12 protein-coding genes are annotated in these 16,234 nt (G+C 74.3%); 10 read left to right on the plus strand and 2 right to left on the minus strand.

Translation table 11 applies throughout. From position 1 onward, the window contains the following. Window positions 1–81: 81 nt before the first annotated feature. Together IE272_RS33415 and IE272_RS33420 are read right to left on the minus strand one after the other, a co-directional pair. Entirely contained in the window at window positions 82–3,474 is a 3,393-nt protein-coding gene (locus IE272_RS33415; protein ID WP_190009425.1) for an ALF repeat-containing protein, read from the minus strand. A gap of 110 nt (window positions 3,475–3,584) precedes the next feature. Next, entirely contained in the window at window positions 3,585–3,959 is a 375-nt protein-coding gene (locus IE272_RS33420) for a hypothetical protein (protein ID WP_229897901.1), read from the minus strand. Window positions 3,960–4,312: 353 nt separating this feature from the next. On the opposite strand from IE272_RS33420, the gene IE272_RS33425 reads away from it, so the two are divergent. From IE272_RS33425 to IE272_RS33470, 10 genes are all read left to right on the plus strand, one after another. Continuing rightward, complete coding sequence (locus tag IE272_RS33425; RefSeq protein ID WP_050356896.1) at window positions 4,313–5,680, plus strand: M14 family metallopeptidase; 1,368 nt, start codon at window positions 4,313–4,315, stop codon at window positions 5,678–5,680. Between the two features lie 108 nt (window positions 5,681–5,788). After that, on the plus strand, window positions 5,789–7,636 hold the full coding sequence (gene glmS, locus IE272_RS33430) for a glutamine--fructose-6-phosphate transaminase (isomerizing) (RefSeq protein ID WP_190009427.1): 1,848 nt from the start codon (window positions 5,789–5,791) through the stop codon (window positions 7,634–7,636). A gap of 57 nt (window positions 7,637–7,693) precedes the next feature. Next, the gene (locus IE272_RS33435; RefSeq protein ID WP_050356899.1) at window positions 7,694–8,062 is read left to right on the plus strand and encodes a holo-ACP synthase; all 369 of its coding nucleotides are present in this window, start codon (window positions 7,694–7,696) and stop codon (window positions 8,060–8,062) included. A gap of 74 nt (window positions 8,063–8,136) precedes the next feature. After that, window positions 8,137–9,585 (plus strand): NAD(P)H-hydrate dehydratase, encoded by a 1,449-nt coding sequence (locus IE272_RS33440; RefSeq protein ID WP_190009429.1) that lies wholly within the window; start codon window positions 8,137–8,139, stop codon window positions 9,583–9,585. 47 nt (window positions 9,586–9,632) lie between these two features. Further along, the gene (locus tag IE272_RS33445) at window positions 9,633–10,019 is read left to right on the plus strand and encodes a DUF488 domain-containing protein (protein WP_190009431.1); all 387 of its coding nucleotides are present in this window, start codon (window positions 9,633–9,635) and stop codon (window positions 10,017–10,019) included. Window positions 10,020–10,079: 60 nt separating this feature from the next. After that, window positions 10,080–11,249, plus strand: coding sequence for an alanine racemase (alr, locus tag IE272_RS33450; protein WP_190009432.1), 1,170 nt, complete (start codon window positions 10,080–10,082; stop codon window positions 11,247–11,249). Next, entirely contained in the window at window positions 11,246–12,484 is a 1,239-nt protein-coding gene (locus tag IE272_RS33455) for an alpha/beta fold hydrolase (protein ID WP_050356903.1), read from the plus strand. Before alr ends, IE272_RS33455 begins: the two co-directional genes overlap by 4 nt. Next, window positions 12,453–13,022 (plus strand): tRNA (adenosine(37)-N6)-threonylcarbamoyltransferase complex ATPase subunit type 1 TsaE, encoded by a 570-nt coding sequence (tsaE, locus tag IE272_RS33460; protein WP_050356904.1) that lies wholly within the window; start codon window positions 12,453–12,455, stop codon window positions 13,020–13,022. Before IE272_RS33455 ends, tsaE begins: the two co-directional genes overlap by 32 nt. A gap of 97 nt (window positions 13,023–13,119) precedes the next feature. Beyond that, the gene (locus IE272_RS33465; RefSeq protein ID WP_190009434.1) at window positions 13,120–14,040 is read left to right on the plus strand and encodes a serine/threonine protein kinase; all 921 of its coding nucleotides are present in this window, start codon (window positions 13,120–13,122) and stop codon (window positions 14,038–14,040) included. A 5-nt stretch (window positions 14,041–14,045) separates the two neighbouring features. Continuing rightward, a complete protein-coding gene (locus IE272_RS33470; protein WP_229897903.1) occupies window positions 14,046–16,226 on the plus strand; it encodes a serine/threonine-protein kinase in 2,181 nt (726 codons plus the stop codon). Window positions 16,227–16,234: the final 8 nt, after the last annotated feature.

A 16,234-nucleotide genomic window follows, 5' to 3' on the forward strand; every position in this document is an offset into this window, starting at 1 on the left:
CCCTCTCCCGTCCCTCGTGTACGCGGCGCGGGTGGGCGGCACCGCGCTCGGTGCCGCCCACCCGCCGGAGTCATCGCCCGGTCAACTCCAGTTCAACCAGCCGATCGCCGCCGTCGTAGTGTCCTCCAGGAAGCCGGACACCTTCATGCCGACGTCGTCGGCGATGCCCGACAGGCTGCTGCCGACCTTCTTGGACACCGCGGCCACCGCCCGGCCCTTGCCGAAGAACAGGGCGCTCAGCGCGAACGTGCCCAGGTTCTTCTTGAAGTCGTCCGTGCCCCAGCTCGCGATGACGTTGACGCCGCCCGCCAGCAGGGAGACACCCCCCGCGATGAGGGAGACGCCACCGAGGATCGCGGCAGCGCCCTGACCGACGACCGGGATCCAGCCGACCGCCAGCGCCGCTCCACCGGCGACGGCCGAGATCGTGCCCGCGATGGTGCTGACACGGCCGGAGTAGGTGATCCACTGATCCTTGGTCAGACCGAGGAACTCACCGTCCTCCTGGGCCTTGTTCTTGTCGTTCCCGGGGTCGTCGGCCGGGTTGGCGCCGTTCTGCGCGTCCTCCTTCGCCTTCTTCTCCGCGGCGGCGGCAGCGGCGGCGATCTCCTGCTGCCGCTTCTCCCGCGCGATGCGGTGCGCGTCGGACGCGACCGCAGCCGCCTCCGCCGCGTCCTTGCCCGCCTGCGCGGCGGAGGCGCGCGCGCTCGCCGCGGACTGGGCGGCGGAGGCGGCGGACGCCTGGGCCCGGCCGGCGGAGGCGTAGGCCTGGTTCATGGAGTAGTTCGCGGCCCGCGCGGCGGACCGTGCCACCACGGCGGCGCTCTCGGCCCGCTTCGCGGAGGCGGCGGCCTTGGCGGCCGACGCGTCGGCCGCCTCGGCGTTGTCGCGGGCCTTGGTGGCCGCGGCGCCCGCGGCCTTGGCGTAGTCGTCGGCCTTCCTCGCCCAGTCGGCCGCTTCCGCGGCTGCCTTCCGGGCGTCCGCCGCCGCCTTGGCGGCGCGAGCGGCGTCCTCCAGGGCCCGCTGCGCGATCTGCGCGGCGTGCGCGATGGCCGCCCGGATCGCGGCGACGTGGGCCTCGGCGTCGTGGTCGAGGCGGGCGACGTTGAACTGGTCGTTCGCGATGAACGACCGCCGCATGAGGGCGGACCCCTCCAGCACGACCTTCGCCGCCGAACGGAGGTAGGCCCCGCCCGTGTTGAGGATCTTGAAGACCTCGACGGTGTCGTCTTCCTTGACCGCCTCGACGTACTCCGTGCTCAGGAAGTCGAACAGCGCCGTCGGACTGCCGTCGGCGAGCGCCGCCTCGGCCTTGGCCTTGACCGCCGGGCCGGGCTGCTGACCGAGGATCGTGAAGACCTTGACGCGGTTCTCCTCGACGGACGTGTCGGTCACGCCCTGTTCGAGGAACTGGCTCGCCGCGTCGGGATCCTGGCTCTTCAGCGCCACATGGGCGCCTGCCGCGACGTCCGGGGCCGCCATCTCGGCCAGGGCCAGAACGGTCTCGCGGTCGTCCTGCCGCTGGGCCGCCGGCCGGTCGACGTCGATCCAGTTGAGGATCTCGTAGTCGCCGGCGGCGAGGGCGAACTCCGCCGCCTGGCGCGTCCATGTGCCGTGGCTGTCGAGGAGCTTGACCGCCGCCTCGCGACCCGAGGACACGGCCCGCGTCTCGTCCCCGGCGGTGAAGGCCTCCTGAGCGCGCGCGATCAGGTCGCGGATCTCCTGGGCCGTCTGGTCGCTCTGGGTGCGCTGGGTCTCGATCCGCTTCAGGGCCTCCTGCTCCTGGATGGCCTTGAGCCGGGCCGCGATGATGCCGACCTCGGTGTCCTGCTCGATGCGGGTCGCCTCGGCCTCCCGGGCCGCCGCTTCGACGTCCGTCGCCTCCTGGACGGCGTCGGCCGCGGTGGTGGCGGCCTTCATGGCCTCCTCGGCGAAGACGCGGGACCGCGTCGCGAGTTCGATCGCCTGCCCGGCGTACTTGGCCGCCTCCTCGGCGGCCGCGGCGGCCTTGTCGGCGTGGTCGGCGGCGGAGTTGGCCGCCTTGTGCGCCGCTGCGGCGGCCGATGCCGCCTTGCCCGCCAGTTGCCGGGAGAGGTTGGCCGCGCTGGTGGCGCGGGCCGCCTGCGCGTTGGCGTCGGCGGCGGCCTCGCGGGCCTTGCGGGCCTCGGCCGTCGCGGCGCCCGCGGCGTTGGCCGCGTCGGCGGAGGCGCTGGCGGCGGCCGCGGCGTTGCCGGCCGCGGAGGCGGCGGCGGCACCGGCGGCGGAGGCCTGCGTGGACGAGACGGAGGCCTGCTCGGCGGCCTTCGCGGCGGTGCGCGCCTTTGCGGCGGCGGCGCGGGCGCCCTTGGCCGCCGAGAGCGCTGCGGACGCCTTGGAGGCGTCACCGGAGGCGGCGATGGCCGCGTTGTAGGCACGGGAGGCTGCCCGGCCGGCCACCGCGGCCGCCGCGGCGGCGGCCTGTGCGGCGTTCGCCGCCCGCGTCGAGGCGGACTGGGCGGCCCGCGAGGCGCTGATCGCGGTCTGCGCCGCGCGTGCCGCACCGCGGGCCGCCTCGGACGCCTTGTTGGCGGCCGCCGCCGACTTGCGTACGTCGTTCTGCGCGGCCTTGGCCTCCGCGGCTGCCGTGAGCGCGGCGTCCTTGGCCTTGAGCGCGGCTTCCTTCGCCTGCTCGGCGGCGGCGACGGCCTTGTCCGTCTTGAGCCGTGCCTGCTTGCCCTCGCGTTCGACGATCGACACGAGCTGGTCGATCGTGGCCGCTTCCTCGTCGCGCGCCCGGGCGATGTGCTGCCCGGTGTTGAGGAACCACTGGATCGCCTTCGCGGACCCGTCCTGCAGTGCGCGCTCCGCGTACTCCTTCACCTGGGGGGAGGCGGTGCCGAGGATCTTGAAGACCTCGACCTGCTCGTCCTCCTCCTGGCCGTCGAAGCGGGTGTCCAGGAGGAAGGTCTCCAACGCCTCCTGGGTGTCCGCGTCCAGGGCGGTGTTCGCCCGGCGGCGGAGGCCCGCTCCACCGCTCTCCATGACGCGGAAGACCTCGGCGCGGAGGTCGGTCTTGAGCGAGGCCAGATAACCGTCCTTGAGGTACGCGGCGATGGCGTCGTCGCCGCCGGACAGCGCCCGGCTCGCCGCGGCCTGGACGGACCTGCCCGCCCAGGCGAGGCCCTGGAACACGGCCACGCGGTTGTCCTCGGCCTTGGCCGGGGCGAGTTCGCCGGACAGGAACGCCGACACCTGGGCGTCGCTGCCGACCAGTGCGGCGGCGGCTGCCGCCCGTACGGCACGGCCACCGGTCAGGTAGGCCCAGAGGACCTGGCCCCGGGCGGTGTCCGGGACCCCGCCCGGCAGTTCGGCGTCACCCTCCGCGGCATACGCGGGGGCCCCGGAGAGAACGAGCGATCCGGGTACGGCGGCGACCGCGGTCATCGCGGTCAGGGTGGTGATGATGCGGCGTCTGCTCCACAGGCTGGGTGGCACGACGTGGTTCCTTTCGATGTGAGGACGCTGGGTGCGCTACGCACGACGGCAGGGCGGCACAGCCCTGCGGCTGTCCTGCCGACGGCGTTCTTTCGGGATGTGTCCGGCCGCTACCCGGAGGTGACGATCTCCACGAGCACGTGCTCGCGGCCTTCCGGGTCGGCCGACTCGCCCACCGCGGCCCAGGAGTTGGCCGCAACGTCGTACCGGTGGTCCTCGCCGTCGACGGTCGTCGACAGTTCGGTGGCGTACCCGTTGGTCTGGACGCCGTGGACGGCGGGCAGTTCCAGGCTGTGCTCGGCGAGGATCTTGTCGGCCTGTGGATAGGCGAAGTCCTCCACGGCGTGTCCGGGGACCTCTCCCCCCACCGGACGGAGCGTCAACTCCTCCTGGGCCGGGGCCGTCCGCCCCGTAGCAAGCGCTGCCACGATGACGCCGGACAGTGCGCCCTCCGTCGGCGCGGCCTTCAGTACGCGCTTTCTCAAATCCCCTCCTCGCAATCACCGGAAAGGCGCTCCGAGCCCCCTGCTCGTACCCCGCTGCCGCCTTTCCGGGAGCGTTCAGCCCAACAGTTGCCGCAGGCGAAGGCAAGCAAGATACGTACGGCATGGGCGACATAAGAGGAAGCGGAATGTGAACTTCGACACAGCGGTGAAAAGGTTGTATGAAGATCAGCGTCGATCACGTCACGAATTTTTCAAGAAGCCCGGAATGCGTCCTCCGCTTCCCGGTCGGCGGATGGCCGGAATGTACGTCTTGACCAGAGCATGACATCGCACGATTCTGTGCCCGTCGCACAGCTCCACCCCCCACCCCGACGGACTCAGGAGACTGCCGCATGCGACTCGCCAGTACACGGACGTCCCGGCCGAGAACCCGGCCGGCGAAAACCCGGCGCAACGCCGCCCTGGCCGTTCTGCTCGCCCTCGGACTCGCCGCTCCCGCCACCACCGTGGCGACCGCCGGACCCGCGGGCCCGGACGCGGCCGTCGTCGCGGACGAGCGGACGCTCCAGTACGAGATCACCGGGCGCACCACCCCCGCCGCCCGTACCGACATCGCCCGCGCGGGCGTCTCGATCGACGAGGTGCACGACCACGGCGTCGTGATCACCGCGGACGCCGCGCAGGCGCGGAAGCTCCGGCAGCGCGGCCACGCCCTGGAGGCGCTGCCCGCGCCCGACGCACACGCGCAGGGGGCGGAGGACGTCGGCGTGCAGGACTTCCCGCCGGCCGACTCCCGCTACCACAACTACGCAGAGATGAACGCGGAGATCAACGCCCGTATCGCCGCGAACCCCTCGATCATGAGCAAGCGCGTCATCGGAAAGACGTACCAGGGCCGGGACGTCATCGCGGTCAAGGTCAGCGACAACGTCGGCACCGACGAGGCCGAACCCGAGGTGCTGTTCACCGCCCACCAGCACGCCCGTGAGCACCTGACCGTGGAGATGTCGCTCTACCTGCTCCGCGAGTTGGCCGCCGGTTACGGCTCCGACTCCCGGATCACGCAGGCGGTCAACGGCCGCGAGCTGTGGATCGTGCCGGACATGAACCCGGACGGCGGCGAGTACGACATCGCCTCGGGCTCGTACCGCAGCTGGCGCAAGAACCGGCAGCCCAACTCCGGCTCCAGCGCGGTCGGCACCGACCTCAACCGCAACTGGGCCTACAAGTGGGGCTGCTGCGGCGGCTCCTCCTCCAGCCCCTCCTCGGAGACCTACCGGGGGCCGGCCGCCGAGTCCGCACCCGAGACGAAGGTCGTCGCGGACTTCGTGCGCGGCCGGGTGGTCGGCGGGAAGCAGCAGATCACGGCGGCCATCGACTTCCACACGTACAGCGAACTGGTGCTGTGGCCCTTCGGCTACACGTACAACGACACCGCCCCCGGCATGACCGCCGACGATCGCAACGCGTTCGCGGCCGTCGGCCAGAAGATGGCGGCGAGCAACGGCTACACCGCCGAGCAGTCCAGTGACCTGTACATCACCGACGGGTCGATCGACGACTGGCTGTGGGGCTCGCAGAAGATCTTCGGCTACACCTTCGAGATGTACCCGCGCTCGTCCGGTGGCGGCGGCTTCTATCCGCCCGACGAGGTCATCGAGCGCGAGACCTCCCGCAACCGGGACGCGGTGCTCCAGCTGATCGAGAACGCGGACTGCATGTACCGGTCGATCGGCAAGGAGGCGCAGTACTGCTCCTGACGGGGCCGCGCGGATGCGCCGCCCGGCCCGGCCCCGGCAACGCGTCGCCGGGGCCGGGCCGCCGCGCGGATTCCCGCCGCGAGACGCTTCCGGCCTTAGGGTGCCGCTATGTGCGGAATTGTGGGTTATGTCGGTGGGCAGTCGGCGCAGGACGTCGTCGTCGCAGGACTCAAGCGCCTCGAATACCGGGGCTACGACTCGGCGGGCGTCGCCGTTCTCGCGGACGGCGGGCTCGCCGCCGCGAAGAAGGCGGGCAAGCTCGTCAATCTGGAGAAGGAGCTGGGGGACCGGCCGCTGCCGGCCGGGCGGACCGGCATCGGGCACACCCGATGGGCGACGCACGGAGCGCCCACCGACACGAACGCCCACCCGCATCTGGACAACGCGGGCCGGGTCGCCGTCGTGCACAACGGGATCATCGAGAACTTCGCGGCCCTGCGCCACGAACTGACCGGGCGCGGGCACGCCCTGGAGTCGGAGACGGACACCGAGGTCGTTGCGCATCTGCTGGCCGAGGCCTTCTCGGCGGGCGGGGACCTGGCGGAGGCGATGCGGCAGGTGTGCCGGCGGCTGGAGGGGGCGTTCACCCTGGTCGCCGTGCACGCGGACCAGCCGGACGTGGTGGTCGGCGCCCGGCGCAACTCACCGCTCGTCGTCGGCGTGGGGCAGGACGAGTGGTTCCTCGCCTCGGACGTCGCCGCGTTCATCGCGCACACCCGGTCCGCCGTCGAGCTGGGCCAGGACCAGGTCGTCGAGCTGAGCCGCGAGGGCGTCGTCGTCACCGGGTTCGACGGGGAGCCCGCCGAGGTGCGCGAGTACCACGTCGACTGGGACGCCTCCGCCGCCGAGAAGGGCGGATACGCCTCCTTCATGCTCAAGGAGATCGCCGACCAGCCCCGGGCCGTCGCCGACACCCTCCTCGGCCGGGTCGACGGGGAGGGCACGCTCCACCTCGACGAGGTGCGCATCCCGGCCGCCGAACTGCGGGAGGTCGACAAGGTCGTCATCGTCGCCTGCGGAACCGCCTTCCACGCCGGGATGATCGCCAAGTACGCCATCGAGCACTGGACCCGGCTGCCCTGCGAGACCGAACTCGCCAGCGAGTTCCGCTACCGGGACCCGATCCTGGACCAGCGCACCCTCGTCGTCGCCATCTCGCAGTCCGGCGAGACCATGGACACCCTGATGGCGCTGCGGCACGCCCGCGAACAGGGCGCGAAGGTGCTCGCCATCTGCAACACAAACGGCTCGACGATCCCGCGCGAGTCCGACGCCGTCCTCTACACGCACGCCGGACCCGAGGTCGCCGTCGCCTCCACCAAGGCCTTCCTCACCCAGCTCGTCGCCTGCTACCTCGTGGCGCTCTACCTCGGCCAGGTACGCGGCACCAAATGGGGCGACGAGATCCGTACGGTGGTGCGCCAGCTCTCCGCGATCTCCGGCGAGGTCGACCGCGTCCTCACGACGATGGAGCCCGTGCGCGAGCTGGCCCGGTCCCTCGCCCACCACGACACGGTCCTGTTCGTCGGCCGGCACGTCGGCTACCCGGTCGCCCTCGAAGGCGCGCTCAAGCTCAAGGAACTCGCCTACATGCACGCCGAGGGCTTCGCGGCCGGCGAGCTGAAGCACGGGCCGATCGCGCTCATCGAGGAGGGACTCCCGGTCGTCGTCATCGTCCCCTCGCCGCGCGGGCGTTCGGTGCTCCACGACAAGATCGTGTCCAACATCCAGGAGATCCGGGCCCGGGGCGCGCGCACCATCGTCGTCGCCGAGGAGGGCGACGAGGCCGTCGTCCCGTACGCCGACCACCTCATCACGGTCCCCGCAACGCCTACGCTGCTTCAGCCGCTGGTCGCCACCGTGCCGCTCCAGGTCTTCGCCTGCGAGCTCGCGACGGCCCGCGGCAACGAAGTGGACCAGCCGCGCAACCTGGCGAAGTCCGTGACCGTGGAGTGAGCGAGCGGCCCGGGGCGTCCGGGGCGCGAGCGCGACAGGAACAGCGAGGGTGGGGTCGTGATCATCGGGGTCGGGATCGACGTGGCCGAGATCGAGCGGTTCGGTGCGGCGCTGGAGCGTACGCCCCAGTTGGCCGACCGGCTGTTCGTCGACAGTGAGCTGACGCTGCCCAGCGGCGAGCGGCGCGGAATCGCCTCGCTCGCCGCCCGGTTCGCCGCGAAGGAAGCCCTGGCCAAGGCGCTCGGCGCGCCCGGCGGGCTGCTCTGGAGCGACGCGGAGGTCTGGGTCGAGGAGAGCGGGCAGCCCCGGCTGCGGGTACGCGGCACGGTCGCCGCCCGCGCCGCGGAACTGGGCGTGCGCGGCTGGCACGTCTCGCTGAGCCACGACGCGGGAGTGGCGTCGGCCGTGGTCATCGCCGAGGGGTGAGCGCCCGCACGGATGACCCCGCCACGCGCCGCGAAGGCTGGCGTCCGCCCCCGTGATCGCGGAGGGTTGGACCCATGCGACGTGCCTACAGCGTGGAGACCGTACGGGCCGCCGAGGCCGCCCTCATGCAGCGGCTGCCGGAGGGCGCCCTGATGCAGCGCGCCGCCGCCGGGCTCGCCGTCGCCTGCGGCGATCTGCTCCGGCGCAACGGCCGGGTGTACGGGTCCCGGGTCCTGCTGCTGGTCGGCAGCGGCGACAACGGCGGCGACGCGCTGTACGCGGGCGCCCGCCTGGCCCGCCGGGGCGCGGGCGTCCGGGCCCTGCTGCTCGCCCCCGACCGGGCCCACTCCGGCGGCCTCGCCGCGCTGCTGGCGGCCGGGGGACAGGTCGTCGACGGGCCGGACGGGCTCGGCGTGCTCGACCTCGTGGTGGACGGCATCACCGGCATCGGCGGACGCGGCGGGCTGCGCGAGGACGCCACCGGGCTGCTCCACACGGTGACCCGGGACCGTACCCCGGTCCTCTCCGTCGACCTGCCGAGCGGGGTGGAGGCCGACACCGGGGAGGTGCACGGCGACGCGGTCCGGGCGGACGCGACGGTCACCTTCGGCACCTACAAGCCCGGCCTCCTGATCGACCCGGCCGCCGAACACGCCGGGGCCCTGCGACTGGTGGACATCGGGCTCGGCCCGGAACTGCCCGAGCCGCCGGACCTGGAGGCCCTCCAGTACGCGGACGTCGCCGCGCTGCTCCCGGTGCCGGGCCCGGAGAGCGACAAGTACCGGCGCGGGGTCGTCGGCGTCGTCGCCGGGTCCGAGCGCTACCCGGGCGCCGCGGTCCTCGCGGTCGCGGGAGCGCTGCGCGGCGGGGCCGGGGCCGTGCGGTACGTCGGACCGGGCGCGGACGCGGTGATCGCCCGCTACCCCGAGGCGCTGGTGCACGCCGGGCCGCCGTCGAAGGCCGGGCGGGTGCAGGCCTGGGTGGTCGGGCCCGGGCTCGGCGACGGGCGGAGCGCCGAGGCGGCCGTCGCGGACGTCCTGGCCGCCGACGTCCCCGTGCTCGTCGACGCGGACGGGCTGCGGCTGCTGGACGCGGAGACCGTGCGGACCCGGACCGCCCCCACCGTCCTGACCCCGCACGCGGGGGAGGCCGCGGCGCTGCTCGGCACGGCCCGCGAGGAGGTCGAGGCCGGGCGGCTCGCCGCGGTGCGCGAACTGGCCGCCCGCTACCGCGCCACCGTGCTCCTCAAGGGCTCCACCACGCTGATCGCGGAGGCCCGCGACACCCCCGTACGGGTCAACCCGACCGGCACGTCCTGGCTCGCCACGGCGGGCAGCGGCGATGTGCTCTCCGGTCTCACGGGGTCCCTGCTCGCGGCCGGACTCGCTCCGCGCGACGCCGCGTCCGTGGGCGCGTACCTCCACGGGCTCGCCGCCCGGCACGGCTCGGACGGGGCCCCGGTCTCCGCGCAGGACGTCGCGGACGGCATCCGGGCCGCCTGGCGCGACGTGCGGGCCGGCTGAGCCCGGGCGATGGTGGAGGCCCGGAAGCGGAAGGGCGGTCGGCAGAGGTGAGCGACAGCGAACCCGTACGCGTACGCAGGGTCTACGAACAACCGGAGGACGGCGACGGCACCCGGGTCCTCGTCGACCGGCTCTGGCCCCGGGCCGTCTCCAAGGAGCGGGCCGCGATCGACGTATGGCTGAAGGACGTCACCCCCTCGGACGAACTGCGCTCCTGGTACCACCAGGACCGCTCCGGCGCGCGCCACGACGTCTTCGTCGAGCGCTACCGCACCGAACTGGACGATCCGGCGCACACGGAGGCCGTCGAGCGGCTCGTCGGCCTGGTGCGCGAGGGCGGTCCCGTCACGCTGATCACCGCCGTCAAGGACCTGGCCGACAGCCATGTCCCGGTCCTGGTCGACCACCTGAAGCATGTGATGAAACGTACATAGGGCCGGATATCGGCGTGCACTGCCGGGGAGGCGACCGACGCCTCTGAGAGACTGGGCGCGATGAACGAGACAGCGTCCCTGAGAGCCCGTGCCGAGATCGACCTCGCCGCGCTGCGCGCCAACGTGCGCGTCCTGCGCGAGCGTGCGGCCGGGGCACAGCTCATGGCCGTGGTGAAGTCCGACGGTTACGGGCACGGGGCCGTGCCCTGCGCGCGGGCCGCCCGCGAGGCCGGGGCCGCCTGGCTGGGCACCGCGACCCCGCACGAGGCCCTCGCCCTGCGCGCGGCCGGAATCGACGGCCGGATCATGTGCTGGCTGTGGACGCCCGGGGGCCCCTGGCGCGAGGCGATCGACGCCGACATCGACGTATCGGTCAGCGGCATGTGGGCGCTGCGCGAGGTCGTCGCGGCCGCCGACGGGGCCGGCCGCCCGGCCAGGATCCAGCTCAAGGCCGACACCGGCCTCGGCCGGAGCGGCTGTCAGCCCGCCGACTGGCCCGAGCTGGTCACCGAGGCGCTGGCCGCCGAGCGGGCCGGACGGGTGAAGGTCACCGGCCTCTGGTCGCACTTCGCCTGCGCCGACGAGCCCGGCCACCCCTCGATCGCCGCCCAGCTCGGCGTGTACCGCGACATGGTGGCGTACGCCGAGAAGGAGGGCGTGGAGCCCGAGGTGCGGCACATGGCCAACTCCCCGGCCACGCTCACGATCCCCGAGGCGCACTTCGACCTCGTACGGACCGGCATCGCGATGTACGGCATCTCGCCCGCCCCCGAGCTGGGCACGCCCGCCGACTTCGGGCTGCGGCCCGTGATGACGCTCGCCGCGTCCGTCGCCCTGGTCAAGGACGCCCCGGCCGGACACGGCGTCAGCTACGGCCACCACTACACGACGTCCGCCGAGACGACCCTCGGCCTGATCCCCGTCGGCTACGCGGACGGTGTCCCGCGCCACGCGTCGGGCACGGGCCCCGTCCTGGTGGGCGGGAAGGTGCGCACGGTCGCGGGCCGGGTCGCCATGGACCAGTTCGTCGTCGACCTCGACGGCGACCGTCCGGAACCGGGCGCGGAAGCGGTGCTGTTCGGGCCGGGCGACCGGGGCGAGCCGACCGCGCAGGACTGGGCGGATGCCGCCGGCACCATCGCGTACGAGATCGTCACCCGCATCGGCGCCCGGGTGCCCCGGGTGTACGTGAACGGGACGGCCGACCTGATCGGGGGCGTGCCGAGGTGAGCGCGAGCGACGCGGGGACCGTGGTGGCCGCGACCGCCGCCGGCGCGGCAGGCTGGCGCCGGGCCGGGATCGCCGGGGCCGCCATAGGGGTGCTCGCCGCCGGCGCGGCCGCCGGGGTCGCCGTCGAGCGGCTCACCGTCGGGCGCGGCATCCGCAAGAAGGCCCGCCTCGCGCTGGACGCGACCGGGCCCTACGGCTCGCTGCGCGGCACGCCGGGCCGGGCCGTCGCCGACGACGGCACCGAGCTGTACTACGAGATCGACGAGGTGGAGGACGCTCCGGCGGCCGACGACGGCCCCGGCGCGTCCGGCACCCGCCGCCGCCGGCTCTTCGGGCGCAAGGCCCCCGCCCCGGTCACCGTCGTCTTCAGCCACGGCTACTGCCTCGGCCAGGACTCCTGGCACTTCCAGCGGGCCGCCCTGCGCGGCCTCGTACGCGCCGTCTACTGGGACCAGCGCAGCCACGGCCGCTCCGGGCGCGGCCGGGCCCAGGCGGACGGGGTGCCGGTCGGCATCGACCAGCTCGGCCGCGACCTGAGGGCGGTCATCGACGCGGCGGCCCCCGAGGGCCCGCTGGTGCTGGTCGGGCACTCCATGGGCGGCATGACGATGATGGCGCTGGCCGACCAGTACCCGGCCCTGATCCGCGACCGGGTCGCCGCCGTCGCCCTGGTCGGCACCTCCGGCGGCAAGCTCGGCGAGGTCAGCTTCGGGCTGCCGGTGGCGGGCGTGAACGCGGTGCGCCGGGTGCTGCCCGGGGTGCTGAAGGCGCTCGGCTCGCAGACGGAGCTGGTGGAGAAGGGGCGGCGTGCCACGGCCGACCTCTTCGCCGGGCTGATCAAGCGGTATTCGTTCGGTTCGCGCGACGTGGACCCGGCGGTCGCCCGGTTCGCGGAACGGCTGATCGAGTCGACCCCGATCGATGTGGTCGCCGAGTTCTACCCGGCCTTCACCGAGCACGACAAGAGCGGCGCGCTGCCCGCGTTCCGGGACGTGCCCGTGCTGATCCTCGCCGGGGACAAGGACCTGGTCACCCCCAGCTCGCACAGCGAGGCCATCGCGGACGTCCTGCCCGACGCCGAGCTGGTGATCGTGCCGGACGCCGGGCACCTGGTGATGCTGGAACACCCGGAGACGGTCACCGACCGGCTGGCCGACCTGCTCGTACGCAGCGGCACGGTGCCGGGCGCTAACGTTGGCGGACATGGAAGCACCGCACAGCAGCCCGGCCGCTGAGACCGCTCCGGAGACAGCGGGGACGACCGTTCCCGAGCCCGCCGGGGCCGTACCCGAGGCCGTGACGGTGACGCTCGGCGTCACCTCCCCCGAACAGATGCAGGACCTGGGCCGTCGGCTCGCCCGGGTGCTGGCCCCCGGCGACCTGGTCATGCTCACCGGGGAGCTGGGCGCCGGCAAGACGACGCTGACCCGGGGCCTCGGCGAGGGCCTCGGCGTGCGCGGCGCGGTCACCTCGCCCACCTTCGTCATCGCCCGCGTCCACCCCTCGCTGACCGGGGGCCCCGCCCTGGTCCACGTCGACGCGTACCGCCTGGGCGGCGGGCTCGACGAGATGGAGGACCTGGACCTCGACGTGTCGCTGCCGGAGTCCGTGGTGGTCGTGGAGTGGGGCGACGGCAAGGTCGAGGAGCTGGCCGACGACCGGCTGCGGGTCCTCATCGACCGGGCGACCGGCGACACCGACGACGAGCGGCGCGAGGTGACCCTGGTCGGCATCGGGACGCGCTGGGCGGGGCTGCGGGCGGACCTGGCGTAGGGCGGCTCCCCGGGGCGGGCCGGGGGAGGGGGCGTCGGCGGGCGCCCGGTGGATCAGTAGTGTTGCTCCGTTCGGCACTGACCACGGGGGAACGCGCATGGAACACCTACGCCACGACGACCCTGCCCGTATCGGGCCCTACGTCCTGCTGGCGGCCCTCGACGCGCGGGACGGCGGCCGGCCCTCCCCGGACCGCCGCTACATCGCCCGCCGTGCCGACGGGGACGGCACCGTCGTCCTGTGCCTGCCCCGCCTCCGGAGCGACGCCGGGCGCTGGTCCGCCGAGGCGCAGGGCGCGCACCGCCTCTCCTCCGTACCCGGCTTCCTGCCCGTGCACGAGACCGGCCACGATCCGTCCGGGGGGCCCTGGTACGCGGCCCCGTACGCCCCGGCCCTCCCCCTCCCCGCCGCGCTCGCGGCGCACCGCGGCCCCCTCCCGGTCGCCTTCGTGCTGGCCCTGGGCGTCGCGCTGGCCCGCTCGCTCACCGCCCTCCACGCGCTCGGAGCGGCCCACGCGGGACTCTGCCCGGCCGCGGTCCTGATCACGTCCGACGGGCCCCGGACGACCGGGTTCGGCGCGGTCCGCACGGCCGGGCCCGGCCGTGCGGCGAACTCCGGGCAGGAGCCCGCGAGCGTCGCCCCCGAACAGCTGACGGGCGGTCTTCCCCGGCCGCTGGGCGATGTGTACGCCCTCGGCACGGTCCTGGCCTACGCGAGCACCGGCCACACCGTCCCCGAGAGCGCCGAACTGCCGCTCCCGCTGCGCGCCTCGGTCTCCGGATGCCTGGCGCGCGACCCCGCCGCCCGGCCGGACGCCGCGCGCCTGGCGGCCGAACTCGCCGCCGCCGGGGACGCCACCCGGGGGGCCGCGGGATCCACCGTGCTCGACGGCGTGTTCCCCGTGCCGCTGCCCGCGCGGGTCGCCGCCGAACTGGTCCGGCAGTCGGCCGAGGTCCTCGCCGCGGAGCTGCCCTCCCCGACGGGCGCGCCCACCGTTCCCGCCACGGCGCGGGGCTGATCGCCGTGTTCCTGGCACTCACCCACGAAGACCCTCGGCAGCTGGGCGGCTACCGACCGCTGGCCCGCCTGGGCAGCGGCGGCATGGGCACCGTCTACCTGGCCCGCTCCGGCGGCGGGCGCGTCGTCGCCCTCAAGACCATGCACGCCAGGATCGCCTCCGATCCCGTCTTCCGTACCCGCTTCCGGCTGGAGACCGAGGCCGCCCGGGTGATCGGCCCGGTGCACGGCGCCCGGGTCTTCGACGCCGATCCCGCCGCCGAAACCCCCTGGCTGGCCACGGAGTACGTCCTGGGGCCGACGCTCGACGAGGCGGTGGAGCTGACGGGCCCCCTCCCGGAGACCGCCGTACGGGCCCTGGGCGCCCGGCTGTGCGCCGCCCTCACCCAGCTCCACCGCTCCGGAGTGGTCCACCGCGACCTCAAACCGTCCAACATCATGCTCACGGCCGACGGCCCCAAGGTCATCGACTTCGGGATCGCCCGCGCCCTCGGCGACGACCGGCTGACCCGTACCGGGGCGGCGGCCGGCACGCCCGCGTACATGTCCCCCGAGCAGGCCACCGGACAGGAACACACCTCCGCCGGGGACGTGTTCGCCCTGGCCGCCGTGCTCACCCTGGCGGCGGCCGGCCACGGCCCGTTCGGCTCCGGGCAGGCGGCGGACCTCCTGTACCGCGTCCGCTACGCGGAACCCGACCTCACCGGCGTACCGGCGGGTCTGCTCCCGGCGCTGTCGCGCTGCCTGGCCAAGGACGCGGCTGAGCGGCCGCCCGTCGAGCAGCTCGCGGCCGAACTCGCCCCGCCGGCGGGGGACTTCGCGGAGCAGCTGCCCGCCGTCCTGCTGATGGAGACCGTGCGCCGGTCGGCGGCGGTCTGGTCCGTGACGCCGCACCGCCTCCCGCCGCCCGCGGACCGCCCGGAGGACGTGGCCGCCCGCGGGGCCACCGCGCCGGCCGCGCCGTCCCGCCGCCGGCTGCTCGCCCTGGGCGGCGGCTCCCTGCTCGGCGCGGCGGCGCTCGCGGCGGGCGTCCACTACTGGCCCGGGAAGGACGCTTCCACCGGGAAGAGTCCGGGGCCCGGCAAGGGACCGGCCTGGGACATGCGATGGCAGGCGCAGGCCGACTACGGCATCGATCCGCAGGTGCCGTCCGCGCCGCACCTGCTGGAGAACCTGGTCGTGATCGCGAAGGACGCGAATTTCCTCCAGGCCCTGGACCCGAAGTCCGGCAAGCCCCGGTGGGAGGACCAGGACCTGCACCAGTTCCCGCAGAGTGCCACGGACGGCCGGCGCCTCCTCGCGATCGAGTACCCCTTCGAGGAGACCGATCCGCTCGTGGTCCGCACGGTGAACCTCACCGACGGCAAGTTCGGCGAGCGCGTCGGCGACCTCCCGGACCTCCAGGGCAGGCACCGGCAGAACCAACTGCTCGGCGTCGCGGGCGGGACGCTGTACGTGGTGGGGGGCGACGGGCCGGTATCGCCCTCGGCGTTCCGCAAGGACCAGTCGTGGTCGCTGGTGGCCCTCGGCCTGGACACCGGGCGTCCGCGCTGGACCGTGCCCCTGCCCGCGCGCCCCGACGGATCCACGCGGCTGCACTTCCTGACGGCCGAGGTCCGGGGCGCGTACCTGGTCCTGGTGCAGCAGGCGGCCGACGGGGGCCTCACCCTGTCCGTCCGTGACACCGGGACCGGGCGGCTGCTGTGGGACCGGCCGCTCGGCGGGAAGCAACCCCCCTTCGTCCGGGCCCGGTTCGCGGTGGACGACCGGCATGTCTACACGACGTCGGACGGGCTGGCCGCCTGGCGGCTCGGCGACGGCGCGCGGGCCTGGCGGTTCGACCGGGGACAGCCGGGGGCCGGCCAGAGCCCGCCCACGGTGGCCGACGACGTGGTGTACGTGGCGGAGCAGGGCCGAGGGGTCCTCGCGGTGGGGGCGCGGGACGGGGCCCTGCGCTGGGCGGAGAAGGGCCGGACCGACACCCGGATCGCCCTCGCCGTGGAGCCGGCCGTCGGCCCCGAGCACCTGTACAGCGCCTCCACGTCGGGGCTGGTCGCCACCCGCCGGAGCGACGGCAGGTCCTCCCGGCCCTTCAAGGCGGCGGCCGGCCGGTACTTCCCCCATCAGCGGGCGGGGCTGCTCGTCGCCCTGGGCGACGCGTACGCGGCCGGTTTCCCCCTGCTCTGATCCGCCCT

The sequence above is a fragment of the Streptomyces anulatus genome (genome assembly GCF_014650675.1).
GTDB lineage: Bacteria > Actinomycetota > Actinomycetes > Streptomycetales > Streptomycetaceae > Streptomyces > Streptomyces anulatus.